The organism is Candidatus Microthrix parvicella Bio17-1 (assembly GCF_000299415.1).
In the GTDB taxonomy this organism is placed as follows: domain Bacteria; phylum Actinomycetota; class Acidimicrobiia; order Acidimicrobiales; family Microtrichaceae; genus Microthrix; species Microthrix parvicella.
The window spans coordinates 894,454-906,609 of the sequence record NZ_AMPG01000002.1 but is presented as its reverse complement, the minus strand read 5'-3'; the positions used below and the strand labels follow the sequence as shown (position 1 = coordinate 906,609).

Sequence of the window (12,156 nt, the reverse complement as noted above, 5' to 3'; positions counted from 1 at the left end):
TCGGGCACGGTCCAGCCGTTCGAGTCTGGGGAGCCGAGCGGCCCGGGGACACGAAATCCGTTGGTGACGAACATGGTGGGCGAGCTCGGCTCCCCAGCGTGGGTGACGCCGCCGCTCAAGGAGTAGGCGACGATCACCACAAAGCTGAGCAGAGCAGGCAGGCCCACGAGTGCAGGGAGCCGCCAGAGCCGCCATGGGCTGCTGGACTGCGCATCGGATCGGGTAGTCAGGGCGGCGACCTCAAGCCTTCAGTAGTCGGCCGTGGGTTCGCCTCGTCCGAAGCGGACCCTGGGGCCTCCAGCCTACGCCGCAATCCCCGGCGCCGGGCCAAGGGCTACGCGACGGCTACTGCACGCCGACCACCCGCAGCGACATGGCCAGATCGCCCGACCACTTGTTGGCGTTGTGCACCTCGACGGCGATGGTGTTGGCGCCGGGTTGGAAGGCCCGGCTGGGCAGTGTGTACGACACGGGTGTCCGTTCCGGGGCTCCAAAGAGCACGGTGAGAGCGCCGGTGGACGGGGTGAGCACACCGGAGGGAAGGTTGTCGCGCACCACCTCGGTGCCGTTGATCGAGATGGCGGCGCCGTCGTCGCGCACCAACTCCAGCCGGATCGAGCTGAACTGGGACGGGTTGGGCAGGTTCAGCGTGGTGCGGAAGTAACCAACCATCGGGAAGGGGCTGGCGTTGGCGTTGGAGATCACCGTCGCAAGGTCGCTTCGGCCGAAGCCGAGCTTGGCCGGCCCTTGGACCCACCCGGTGGGGCTGACCTTGAGCGCCTGCCAGCCGGGGGGTGCGAGCGCCGGGTTGAGTGTGAACTGCCAGGCGGCATTGCTCGGCATCACCTCGGTCTCCTTCGGAGGAGCGATGAGCTGCAGGCTTGATGGCACGGTTGAAGGGCCGATATTGCCCTCCGCGTCGATGGCCGCCACCGCGTACTGGTGCTTGCCGGAGGGAATGTTGCGGTCGACGTAGTTGCCGCCCCAGCTGTAGCCGACGACCTTGCCATCGCGAAACACCAGGTAGCGCAGGTTGGCCGATGGGTCCCTCGCCGCGCCCCAGGTGACCTCCACGGTGCCGTCCGGGCGCAGCTGGGTGGTGTGGCCGTTGGGAGCGGTGGGGACGCTGCGGTCAACCGCCGAGCAGTACTTGGTAAAGCCTCCGGCCCAGTCCAGGGCGGCATTGCCCGAATAGCTGTCCCGCTTGGTGTCGCCACCCTGCCAGATGCACTCGTTGGAGTCCTTGGTCATCGCCCACGGGCCGTCGCCGGTGCCCGTGCTGATCGAGGGCAGCCACCAATCCTGGTAGGCGCCGGTGGCACCATCGTAGAGACCGACCTGCTGGATGCGGTCGGAGCGGGTGGCCCCGTTGTTCAGGTCGCGGTTGTTGCCGTTGTAGATGGTCTTGCCGGAGATGTTGACCCCGTCGGTACCGCCGCAGTGACAGGTTCCGAACATGTATCCGAACGCCTGCTCGGCGGCCTGGTAATCACCACCCTGGACGGCCAGGTTGGCTTGGGTTCTGGCGCCGGTGTCGCGGTTGTAGGCAGAGAAGAAGTGCTCCCGACCGCCGACGAAGACCTGGTTGCCGACCTCCTTGACGGTCTGGCTGTAGGTACCCGACGGACTGGACGAGGTGCGGAGCCAATGCAGCCCGGTCAGCGGGGCGCCGTCCGAGCTGCGGGTGGCGTAGGGCTCGCCGGCCACCCCGTTGATCTTGGTGAACCAGCCGGCGATGTACACCCGGTCTCCGCGCTCGGATGCGTTGATGTCGAAGACCGTGCCATTGGTCTGAGGCCGCCAGCCGCCCACCTGACCGGAGATCGCATTCACCTCGTAGGTGTTGGGCGCCGGCGCGACCCGCCCCCCGTTCACCGCAACCCCGTTGAACTGTCCACCTAGGAACAGCCGATCGCCAAGCAGGTCGATGGTCCGCACCATTCCCCGGCCGCCGTCCTTGGTGATGCGCACCCGGAAGTTGGTGTTCAGCTGACAGGTGGAAGGGTTCAGCTTGGCCAGCCCAGAGGCCACCGGGTTGCCGTTGACCTGCGTGAAGTCGCCGGCGATGAGCAGCCCGCCGTCGCTTGAAACGTCCATATCCCAGACCCGCCCGTTGAGGGTGGGCTTGCACGAAGAGATCCACGCACCGGTGTTCAGGTCGAAGGCAGCGAGGAACTTCCGGTTGATCGACCCGCCGGTATTGTTGGTGACCTTGGTGAAGGAGCCGCCCACGAACATGCGGCCGCCGGCCTCCTTCATGGCCAACACGTAGGCCTTGGATGGATCGGCGGTGGAAATGCGGCCGGTCCAGTCGGGTGGGCCGCCGACCCCCCAGGCGAGGTTCTCAGACTTGGAACTGGGCACCCAGGGAACCTGGTGGGCCGGCGAGCCGCCGGGGGGCAGGGCGGCCGGCACCGAGTCCAGGATTTTTGGGCGCAACCACACCTGGGTGAACGGGATCGGCCATCCGCCGCTGGGGGAATACCAGTAACCGCTGGTGGAGGCGCTGATACTGCCCAATGAGAAGCCCGACTGGTTGGCTCTCGAGGGTGCCTTCCAGTAGCTGTGGGTGAACACGCGGTTGGCGCCATCCGCCCCGGAGCCGGCCTGGGGCAGGTTGGTGACGCCGTCGTTGCCCTTGGTGTCGCGTGTGGTGCCTGCTTTCCGGTAGACGGTGCCGTTGATCGACATCGATGCCAGCGGCTTACCGGCGGAGAAATGCCACGACCAGGGCTCCCGGTTGGCAAGGAACCAGCGAACGTCCTGCCAGGAGGTTCCGGCCGGGTTGGCGGCACGTCGAAGCCGGATGCCGTCGGGCAGCGCCGAGGCCGCTCCGCCGTCGAGCAACCCGTTGACCTTGTCGGCCGACAGGTGCACGGGGCTTTGGGTGGCCAGACCGCTTGGATCGTTCTGGAGAAGGGCCTGGCCGCCTTGGGCGGCAGGCGACCAGTTCCAGCCCTCGCGTCCCCGGCCGATCAGCACCCACCCGCCGCCGTTGGTGGTCATGTCACACGTGAACTGTTCAGGTGCGACCAACGTGGCGGTGCGAATCCAGAAGAGACCGTTTGCGGAGGTGGGGAAGCGCTGCTTGATGCCCCAGCAGGACGCACCCGCCGTCTCCGGCGTGGTGCCGTCGCCGGACTGGGCGGGGGGTGTGGCCGCCTGCGCACCGGACCATGCCACCACCGGGCTGACCACGCCCGCCAGCATCAGTGCCCCGATGGCGGCGCGCTTCGGGGAGGTCGCCCGAGTCCGCCCGCCAAGGGTCCGGACGCCGCGAAGGGGTCCGTTGTTGGAAAGTCCGCCAAGTTTCATAGGTATCCGCCTGTGTTCTGACCCGCGTCGAACACCATCGGGCATTCGAGGCCGTGAGAAACGTCCATCCGCCGGACCGTTTCGATGACAAGGGCACGGTACGCACCTGCGGGCCGGAAGACAACGGGCCGTTGGGCCCGGGTCACCTACCCTGACGGCATGCGCAGCGCCACACGACGCGCCGGACCTCGAGGTTTGGTCGAGCCCTTGGATGCGACGGTCCCGGCGCAGTTGACCGAGCGGGCCGTCATGGCGTTGATGGTGGCGGGCGGCGCGTACGTGGCCGCATCGCTGATGGCCAACGTGATGTCGGTGCGCATCCTCTCGCTGGGAGGTTGGGCGGTGGATGCGGGCACGCTGACCTATCCGCTGACGTTCACCCTGCGCGATGTGGTGCACAAGGTTGGCGGCACGGCGGTGGCCCGCACCACGGTGGTGGCCACCGCCGGCTTCAACGTGATGTTGGCGCTGGGGCTGTGGGCGGCGGCGGCGCTTCCGGGAGACCCGGCCACCGTTGGTGCGGGCCAAAGCGAGTTCGGCAACGTGCTCAACCCGGTGTTGCGCATCACGGCGGCGTCGATCATCGCGCAGGTGATCGCAGAACTGGTCGACACCGAGGTGTACCGGGCCTGGGTGGCCCGCTACGGCGTGCAGTACCAATGGGGACGGGTGCTCAGCTCCAATGCCGTGTCGGTGCCGCTGGACTCGGTGATCTTCGCTGTGATCGCGTTCGCCGGGCGTTTGCCGGCGAGCGTGGTGTGGTCGATCATCGTGGCCAACATCGTGATCAAGGGGCTGACCGCAGTGGCCTCCACCCCGCTGATCTACACCGTGAAGGATCGCTGGGTTGACCGAACCCCGCCGACGTGAGGGTTGCGCCGAGCGGCGTGAAACCGTCGATGGTGGATCTCGTCGAACAATGCCCGATTACCCGTCATGGGCGGTGGACACTCGTCTAGGTTGTCGGCGTGTCAACGGTTCATTTCGACCAGGTCACCAAACGCTTCGGAAAGACGACGGCAGTCGACTCGATGAGCCTCGACATCGTCGATGGCGAGTTCATGGTGTTGTTGGGCCCGTCGGGTTGTGGCAAGTCCACCGCCCTGCGCATGATCGCCGGCCTGGAGTCGATCACCGAGGGCTCGCTGAGCATCGACGGCGAGGTGGTGAACCACGTCGACCCGCGAAAACGCGGGATCGCCATGGTGTTCCAGAGCTACGCGCTCTACCCCAACCTGACCGTGCGTAAGAACATCGAGTCGCCGCTCAACGCAAAGGACGTGCCACCCGACGACGGAGGGCCGCCCCGCAGGCTGAACGCCGAGGAACGCAACACCCGGGTGGTCGAGGCCGCTCGCATGCTGGACCTCGAGCCCTACCTGGACCGTAAACCCGGCGCGTTGTCGGGTGGGCAGCGTCAGCGGGTGGCGCTGGCACGGGCGATTGTGGCCCGCGCCAAGGTGCTGCTGATGGACGAGCCGCTGTCCAACCTTGACGCCAAGCTGCGGGCCCAGACCCGGGCGGAGTTGATCGACCTGCACGAACGGCTGGGTGGCACGGTTGTCTATGTCACCCACGACCAGATCGAGGCCATGACCATGGCCGACAGGGTGGCCATCATGGCCAACGGGGCGTTGCATCAGGTGGGTACCCCCGAAGAGGTGTACGACCGGCCGGCCAACACGTTCGTTGCCGGGTTCATCGGTACGCCACCGATGAACCTGATGGATGGCGTTGCCACGTCGGGCGGGGTCAGAGTGGCCGGGGCCATGCTGAGCGCTGCCCACGATCTGGCCGACGGCGTCAAGGTGACCGTGGGCATCCGCCCCGAGCACCTCGCACTTGTCGATGGAGACAGCCCACCGAGCAGTGCCTTGGCGGTGGAGGTTCGGGCGGTCGAGTGGCTGGGCTACGAGAGCCTGGTGACCGCCGACCTGGTGGAGGCGCGTCCGACCGACCCTCAGGCCTCCGCTCGGGCCGCCGCCTCACCCGGAAGCGACGCATCCGGCAGCGATTCATCCGATACGAAAACGCTCGTGAGCGATGCGCCCATCGACCACGACGACCCCGAGTCGGTCGGTGCCACCCGACGTCGGGTGATCCTCCGGGCCGACGGCCGTGTGAACGCCCGCAACGGCGACACCGTCAGGGCCGTCCCAACATCCGGCTCGGTGCAGTTGTTCGACGCAGAGACCGGCGTCCACCTGTGATCCGGCGGGTGACGTCGGGCTGTGTTGGAGGTGGGCGCTGATGGGAGTGTTGCCCGGCGCCGATGCCGCAGCGAGCAGCGGCGTCCACGGTCGCCGTGTCTTCGGATACGACCTGAAGGAGACGGGCCTGGCGTTCGCGTTTCTGGCCCCGTCGCTGGTGATCTTTGGTGTCTTCTTCTACTTCCCGTTCGCCCGGCTGGTGTCGTGGGGCTTCTACGAAAGTCGCCAGCGAGGCGCGACCTACCAGAACGTGGGGTTCAGTCACTACGTCGACGTGCTGACCTCCTCTGAGTTCCTTGACGCCCTCTGGATCTCGGTGCAGTTTGTGCTGCTGACCGTTCCCGCCGGCCTGATCCTGGGCACGCTGCTGGCCGTCGCAGCGCATCGTCGCCTGAAGGGGATCAAGATCTACCAGACGATCTTCACCTCGACGATCGCCACGTCGGTGGCGGTCGCCGCCGTGCTGTTTTTCGGGCTGATCAACCCGGCGGTGGGTGTGTTCAAGGTTGACTGGCTGTCCAATCCGTCCACGGCGTTGCCGGCCCTGGCGTTGGTGGCTGTTTGGAAGAACCTCGGCCTCAGCTTCGTGATCGTGCTCGCCGGGCTTCAGGCGGTGCCCGACGAGTTGACCGAGGCCGCCATGATCGATGGCTACGGCGCCATCGGCCGATTTTTCAAGGTGACGGTGCCCGCGCTCAAGCCGGTGCTGACGTTTCTGGTGGTGGCGCTCACCATCTTCGGCATGCAGGAGTTTGCGCTCCCCGACATCATCACCGGCGGCGGTCCGGAGGGCAGCACGTCGACCCTGGTGTACACGATCGCCCAGAAGCTCGACCCCACCAACATCACCACCGGCTCGGTCATGGCGGTCGGCCTGTTTCTCATCACCTTGGTCGTGGGACTGGGACAGTTTGTGCTGCTTGAACGGGGGATGAACCGTGACTGATGCGACCACCAGCGCGGTGATGACCGACGATCGTCGGGGCTCGGATCAACCGATCGTCGAGGCCCCACCTGTCACTGCGCAGTTGAAGAAGGCGGGCTGGTACCTGCTGCTGACCGTGTTGGCGCTGGTGATCCTGTACCCGCTGTACATGTCGTTGATGCGGGCGTTGTCCGATCCGGCCGCCTACGCCAGGGCCGGCAACCCACCGTGGCCGGTCGACGCCGAGTGGGACGTGTTCAGCCGAGCCTGGAACGGCGGCAACCTGTCGGTGGCAACGTTCTGGAGCTTCGCCATGTCGGTGGTCATCACCGTGACCCAGGTGATCACGGCCGTGCTGGCCGCCTACGCCTTCGTGTTCCTGCGGTTTCCCCTCAAGCGGCTGCTGTTCATCCTGTTCGTCGCCACCCTGATGCTGCCCCTCGAGGTGACCTTCGTGGCCAACTCGTTGACGATCCGCCAGTGGGGCTGGATCGACACGCTGCAGGGCCTGGTGGCCCCATTCCTTGCGTCGGCGCTGGGCACGTTCCTGTTGCGACAAGGATTCCTGGGTATCCCGAACGAGTTGCGTGAGGCGGCGTTCCTCGACGGTTACGGCCACTTCAGGTTTATGACCCGAATTGCGGTTCCGCTGACCGCTCCCGTGGTTGCATCCGTCGGCCTGCTGGCGTTCCTGGCATCGTGGAACCAATACCTCTGGCCCCGGGTCGTCACCGAACAGGAGAACCACCAGACGCTGCAGATCGCCCTCAAACGGCTGGCCGCGCAGAACGTTCAGCAACTGAACGTGGGGGTGGCCGGCGCCGTGCTGGCCGCCGTACCCATCTTCGCCCTGCTGATCGTGTTCCAACGGGCGATCGTTCGTGGTCTGACCGCCGGCGCGGTGAAGGGATGATCATGTTCCGCAAAGCACGAGCCGGTCTGCTGGGAGCGGCATTGTTGGCGGGGGTGACGGTTGCATGCGGACCGCCCCCCACCATCGAGGCCCAGGGTGGCGAACCGGTGGCGGCCGACAATCTGCCCGCCTGCCCGATGGCAGCGTTGGACAAGGCCACCGGGGTCACCAACATCGTCGTCTGGCACGCCCTGGGTGCCGAGCCGGGCAAGGCCCTCGAACAGATCACCAAGTCGTTCAACGACAGCCAGGACAAAGTGAAGGTGACCCTGCAAAACCAGGGAGCCGATTACGACGAGGTGCTCCGCAAGTACACCGCCGCGGCGGCGAGCGGCACCGGCGTTCCAGCGGTGGTGTTCTTGGAGGACACCACCATCCAAACCGTGGTCGATACCGGAACGCTGTTTCCGGCTCAGTCCTGCGCCGAGGAGGTGGGCTTCGACATCGACGCGGTACAGCCTGCGGTTCGCAGCTACTACACGATCGATGGTGTCTTCTACCCGGGTTACGTCAACATCTCCGGACCGATCCTGTTCTACAACCGCACTCATTTCAGGAAAGCCGGCCTGGATGTCAACAAGGCACCCAAGACCCTTGCCGAGGTGCGCACGGCGGCGGAGGCCCTCAAGAAGTCGGGTATCGAGAAACCCCTGGCTCTGAAGCTTGAGCCGTGGTTCTTCACCTGCTGGGTGAACGGCGCCGGCGAGGACATCGTCACTCCGGACAATGGGCGGTCGGGCCCGGCCAAGGCGGCCAACCTGGTCAACCCTGCGGCCATCGAGTCGCTGCAGTGGGTGCAGGACATGGTGGCCGACGGCCTGGCCGACCCCATCTCCGATACGCCCGGTCAGATCAACCAGTACCTCAACGTGGCCCAGGAGAAGTCGTCGATGCTGATCGAGACCTCGACCGCGTCCACCTCCATCAAAGCATTTCTCGGAGGCAACCTCGACACCGGTGGCCAGGATGCGTCCTCGGTGGATACCGCAGGATTGGACCCCGCAGCGGTGCCGTTCCCAGGGCTCAGCGAGCCTGGCCAGGTGCGCGTCTCGGGTGGTTACTTTGGCATCTCCAACCGCGTGCCCAAGGCACAGCAGGCAGCGGCCGCCCGGTACCTCGGCTTCATGGCCCAACCCGAGCAGGTGGTCACCTGGCACCTCGTCGGGTCATACCTTCCGGTCATCGGCGACGTTGCCAAGGACCCCCGCATCCAGAAGTTCTGGGCAGAAGATCGGGCGGGACAGCTCTTGAAGGTGGGGTACGACCAACTGTCGTTGATCGACCCCAAGCGGCCCGGACCACTGATCGGCCCCTACCCCGAATACGTCAGCGCCATGCAGACCGCGCTCGAGTCGACTGCCCGCTCCGGCACCACGCCCAAAGCGGCGCTGGAGAAGGCGAACGCACAGGTCAACGCCGACCTCAAGCAGTACTACGGGTAGCGCGCAGCGCGTGAGGCGACCGACCCCGTGAGGGCCGGCGGCTGTTATACCTTGCGCCCGAGGAAGGCCGCCAGTTGCGTGGCGTTGTTCGCACCAGCGGGGGCGTGCTGCTCTGGGCCGAACAGCGAGCCGTCCTCGGTGCGGAATGCCGGTTGGATGGTATGGCGGGCGCCGACGAGAGCCTGAGCCGACAGTTCTGGTGCCAGGTCGTTGTTTTGACCGGTGGCGGTGGCCAGATCCCATGCGTGGCAGATGGTGTCGGTGACGGCCAGGCCGAGCAGCCCCGTGGCCGGCATGTCGCCGAACCCGGGGTTGACCGTGCGCTCCATGGCGCCGTCTTCGCTGAACGCATCGAGCGCGTCCTGGGCGGCTGCCTGGAACGCGCCGTTGAAGTCGCCCTGGGACGCACCGGCGGCATCGCGCATCTCGGATCCTCGAATGCCCGAGGCGGCCCAGTGCTGGGCGCCAACCAGATGGTCGATCAGTTGCCCGACGTTCCAGTTGTCACATGGCGTGGGCAGATCCAACTGCTCTGACGAAACGTTGGACATCACGTCGGCGGCCACCTGCTGGGCATGGTTGAGTACCTGTGGGTCCATCGAAAATCTCCTCTGGCTTGCGCGGTGACCGGTTGCCCCCGGTGGGGGACACTATACGACTCCCACATCGTCCACGACGTTCGTTGTCCCTGCCCGTCGTTACGGTGACCCCACCTTTCGCAGTACAAATCGCCCAGGGCCGTCACCGGTCGTGTGGGCGCCGTCGTCAGCCTCGGATCGGGCCGTCCTCTCAAACTCACATCGACTCCGTTGTAGGCGCTGCGTCGCTGGCGGGGGGAGGCACGGCCATGGCACTTCAACTCGTTCAGGACGCGATGCACGGTCCCAACCTAAGACTTGTCAGTCCGTCTGCGGTCGAGCCCGTTGGGTTGGGGGATCGGCTGGTGGAGATGGGCTGGCGGGCATCGGACAGCCATCACCAGGTGGTCCGCCTGGCCGCCGAATTTGCCGGCACCGTCGAATGGTCCGTTGCGGGTTGTTCCTCGGCTGCCCAATGGATGAGCGAGCGTCTGGATGTGGCGCTGCGAACGGCCCGAGAGTGGATCGCCGTCGGTCGCGCGCTGCGAGGGCTGCCGGTCCTTGATGCGGCCTTGAGCGACCGCACCCTGTCGTACGCGAAGGTGCGGATGCTGGTGCGCACGGCGACGCCGGAGACGGAGAGCGAACTGGTGGGGTTGGCTCGATCCGTCTCCGCCGGTGCGTTGGGGTCGGCGGTGGCGGCCTGGTCGCGGGCCCACGAACCGGAGGACGTTCGTGATGAGCGGCACCGCGAAACACGGGGTCTGCCGTGGCGGGTCGAGCCCGATGGCCTGACCACCGGCACGCTTCGGCTGCCGGCGGACGTGGCCGGTGGGGTGATGGCACTGATCGATGCGGCGGTGATGCGGCACCGACGGTCGAGAGGAGATCGTGACGCAGCTCATGTCTCCGACCCCGAGTTCATTGAGGACGACCTGGGGGGCACCGCGCCTTTCCCGACCCTGGCGCAGCAACGGGTTGATGCGTTGGTCAGCGTGTTGTGCGGCGGTGGAGCGGACCTGGTCGCCGAGGTGGTCCTCCACGTGCGTGGCGACGGGGCAACGTTGGACGACGGCAGCCCGATCTCTCAGTCGGCCGTTATCGGTGCGTTGTCAGGTGGTTTCGTGCGGGCACTGATCCATGACGCGGCCGGCACGCCGGTGAATGCATCGGGTCGCCAACGGCACCCGACCACTCGTCAAAAGCGGGTGGTCACCGAACGCGACCGTCGTTGCGTGGACTGCGGTGGTCACGATCTGCTGGAGTTCGATCATGTGCCGGAGTTTGCGATCAGCGGGCACACGTACGTTGACGAACTGCAGCTTCGGTGTGCGGCTTGTCATCGAGCCCGGCATGTACGGTCGGGCCTGCGTGGGTCAGGACCGGCGCCAACCCGGGAACGAGGAACACCCTGAACGCGCAAAAAGCGCTCCGGAGAGCGCTTTTGCCAAGGTAGTTGGCTCAAACCGGGCGGGCCGACAAGCCCGCCGCCGGTCAGTTGCGGCCCAGGTTGGGCTTGCGGCCGTGGTTGGCCTTCTTCTTGCGGGCGTTCTTCTTCTTGCGTTGGGTGCGCTGCGACATGATGCAAGGGTATCGCCCCCGGGCCGCGCCCCCAAGCTGTGGGGCCAACGACCGCGGGCTGCAGGACCCTCCCGGTAACGTTGATCCGGTGGGTGCCTCCTTCTGGGAACAACGCTGGGTCGGTCGATGATCGAGGCGGGCCCGTTACGGGTATCGCCCGGCTGGTGGCGCGACGTTGATGAGGTGGTGCACGACGGCGAGGAGGTCACCGAGTCGGTGCCATGCACCCGGGAGGAGCACCTCGAAGAGATTCGTCGGTTGCTGAGCGCGGCATTCGAGGTGCCACGTTTCGACACTCTGGACTATCTGCGGTGGTACTACACGCAGTGCCCGTTTGGGGAGACCTTCAGCACGCTCACACGACGTCGGTCGGAGGCGATCAGCCACCTGGCGGGCTCGCCGCGTCGGCTGCGCACGGTGGATGGCACGGTGGACATGTGGCTGATCGCCAACGTGGGGTCCATCCCCGGGGCGCGGCGCGAGGGGGCCTTCCTTCGCATGTGCATGCAGGCCTGGCTGATGATCGAAGGTTTCGACCAGGCGGGTATTTACGGGGTGATGAACGACCAGTCCCGCGAGGCCCTGGCGGCATTCGGGGTGGTGACCGAGGCGGAACTGCCGACCAAGGTGCTCAGCCCCGCCCCGTGGAAGCGGGCGTCCTTCAGCCACCACACGGTTGACGAACTGCTGCTGAGCAGCGACCGCCTGGACGAGTTCTTTGCCGACACCGACCTGGCGCCGCGCCGAGGGGTGCGGTTGTGGTGGCATCTGGACGTCGTCCGATGGCGCCTGGCCAGCCCGCTGAGCACCTACACCCTGCATGTCGCCGACGACCTGGTGGCCGTATCGACCACCACGACATGGCGCGGGGCGAAGGTGGCGGTGCTGATGAAGGTGCTGGTGCGCAGCGGGCGACGGAAGGCCGATGGGCTGGCCAAGACGCGGTTGACGCCGTCGATGGTGGGAGAGGTGTGCGCCCACCATCGCACGCCGTTGGCCCTCCACGTGGGGCTGAACTCCGACGTGAGCGTCGTTGGCGCCACCGTGCCCCAACGCTTCCTGCCGTCGCCGCTGCACCTGTGTTTCAAGACGGTGCCCCGGCGAATCGGCACCAGCGACCTGCGCTTCGACAGCTTCGAACTGTTGGACTTCGACGTGCTGTAAGACGGTCGTTCGGCGTGGTCAACCGGGC

10 protein-coding genes are annotated in these 12,156 nt (G+C 66.4%); 7 read left to right on the top strand and 3 right to left on the bottom strand.

Annotated features, from left to right (window positions below; translation table 11 throughout):
* Window positions 1-345: 345 nt before the first annotated feature.
* Window positions 346-3,315 carry a fibrinogen-like YCDxxxxGGGW domain-containing protein gene (locus MPARV_RS0112335; protein WP_020378458.1) on the bottom strand — a complete coding sequence of 990 codons (2,970 nt, stop codon included), beginning with the start codon at window positions 3,313-3,315 and terminating at the stop codon, window positions 346-348.
* A 159-nt stretch (window positions 3,316-3,474) separates the two neighbouring features.
* Between MPARV_RS0112335 and MPARV_RS0112330 the strand changes: the two genes are divergently transcribed.
* The 5 genes from MPARV_RS0112330 to MPARV_RS0112310 all read left to right on the top strand — a co-directional run bounded on the left by MPARV_RS0112330 (window position 3,475) and on the right by MPARV_RS0112310 (window position 8,805).
* Window positions 3,475-4,185, top strand: coding sequence for a queuosine precursor transporter (locus MPARV_RS0112330; RefSeq protein WP_020378457.1), 711 nt, complete (start codon window positions 3,475-3,477; stop codon window positions 4,183-4,185).
* A 98-nt stretch (window positions 4,186-4,283) separates the two neighbouring features.
* A complete protein-coding gene (locus MPARV_RS0112325; RefSeq protein ID WP_012225547.1) occupies window positions 4,284-5,525 on the top strand; it encodes an ABC transporter ATP-binding protein in 1,242 nt (413 codons plus the stop codon).
* Window positions 5,526-5,565: 40 nt separating this feature from the next.
* Window positions 5,566-6,471 (top strand): carbohydrate ABC transporter permease, encoded by a 906-nt coding sequence (locus MPARV_RS0112320; RefSeq protein ID WP_020378456.1) that lies wholly within the window; start codon window positions 5,566-5,568, stop codon window positions 6,469-6,471.
* Complete coding sequence (locus MPARV_RS0112315; protein ID WP_020378455.1) at window positions 6,464-7,363, top strand: carbohydrate ABC transporter permease; 900 nt, start codon at window positions 6,464-6,466, stop codon at window positions 7,361-7,363. Before MPARV_RS0112320 ends, MPARV_RS0112315 begins: the two co-directional genes overlap by 8 nt.
* Window positions 7,364-7,365: 2 nt before the next feature.
* Window positions 7,366-8,805, top strand: a complete 1,440-nt coding sequence (locus tag MPARV_RS0112310) for an extracellular solute-binding protein (RefSeq protein ID WP_157789590.1) — start codon at window positions 7,366-7,368, stop codon at window positions 8,803-8,805.
* Window positions 8,806-8,849: 44 nt separating this feature from the next.
* Here MPARV_RS0112310 and MPARV_RS0112305 read toward each other — a convergent pair whose 3' ends face one another.
* On the bottom strand, window positions 8,850-9,404 hold the full coding sequence (locus MPARV_RS0112305) for a TIGR03086 family metal-binding protein (protein ID WP_012225552.1): 555 nt from the start codon (window positions 9,402-9,404) through the stop codon (window positions 8,850-8,852).
* Window positions 9,405-9,652: 248 nt separating this feature from the next.
* Between MPARV_RS0112305 and MPARV_RS0112300 the strand changes: the two genes are divergently transcribed.
* Window positions 9,653-10,798: an HNH endonuclease signature motif containing protein gene (locus tag MPARV_RS0112300; protein WP_157789589.1), complete on the top strand. Its 1,146-nt coding sequence runs from the start codon at window positions 9,653-9,655 to the stop codon at window positions 10,796-10,798.
* Window positions 10,799-10,877: 79 nt separating this feature from the next.
* Here MPARV_RS0112300 and MPARV_RS25820 read toward each other — a convergent pair whose 3' ends face one another.
* Window positions 10,878-11,012 carry a hypothetical protein gene (locus MPARV_RS25820; RefSeq protein ID WP_268744050.1) on the bottom strand — a complete coding sequence of 45 codons (135 nt, stop codon included), beginning with the start codon at window positions 11,010-11,012 and terminating at the stop codon, window positions 10,878-10,880.
* Between the two features lie 78 nt (window positions 11,013-11,090).
* Between MPARV_RS25820 and MPARV_RS0112290 the strand changes: the two genes are divergently transcribed.
* Entirely contained in the window at window positions 11,091-12,128 is a 1,038-nt protein-coding gene (locus MPARV_RS0112290; protein WP_012225555.1) for a GNAT family protein, read from the top strand.
* The last annotated feature ends 28 nt before the right edge of the window (window positions 12,129-12,156 follow it).

Excerpts from the sequence above, each read along its gene's own strand:
- MPARV_RS0112335 (WP_020378458.1), bottom strand. The coding sequence starts at position 3,315 with ATGAAACTTGGCGGACTTTCCAACAACGGACCCCTTCGCGGCGTCCGG.
- MPARV_RS0112330 (WP_020378457.1), top strand. The coding sequence starts at position 3,475 with ATGCGCAGCGCCACACGACGCGCCGGACCTCGAGGTTTGGTCGAGCCC.
- MPARV_RS0112320 (WP_020378456.1), top strand. The coding sequence starts at position 5,566 with ATGGGAGTGTTGCCCGGCGCCGATGCCGCAGCGAGCAGCGGCGTCCAC.
- MPARV_RS0112310 (WP_157789590.1), top strand. The coding sequence starts at position 7,366 with ATGTTCCGCAAAGCACGAGCCGGTCTGCTGGGAGCGGCATTGTTGGCG.
- MPARV_RS0112305 (WP_012225552.1), bottom strand. The coding sequence starts at position 9,404 with ATGGACCCACAGGTACTCAACCATGCCCAGCAGGTGGCCGCCGACGTG.
- MPARV_RS0112300 (WP_157789589.1), top strand. The coding sequence starts at position 9,653 with ATGGCACTTCAACTCGTTCAGGACGCGATGCACGGTCCCAACCTAAGA.
- MPARV_RS0112290 (WP_012225555.1), top strand. The coding sequence starts at position 11,091 with ATGATCGAGGCGGGCCCGTTACGGGTATCGCCCGGCTGGTGGCGCGAC.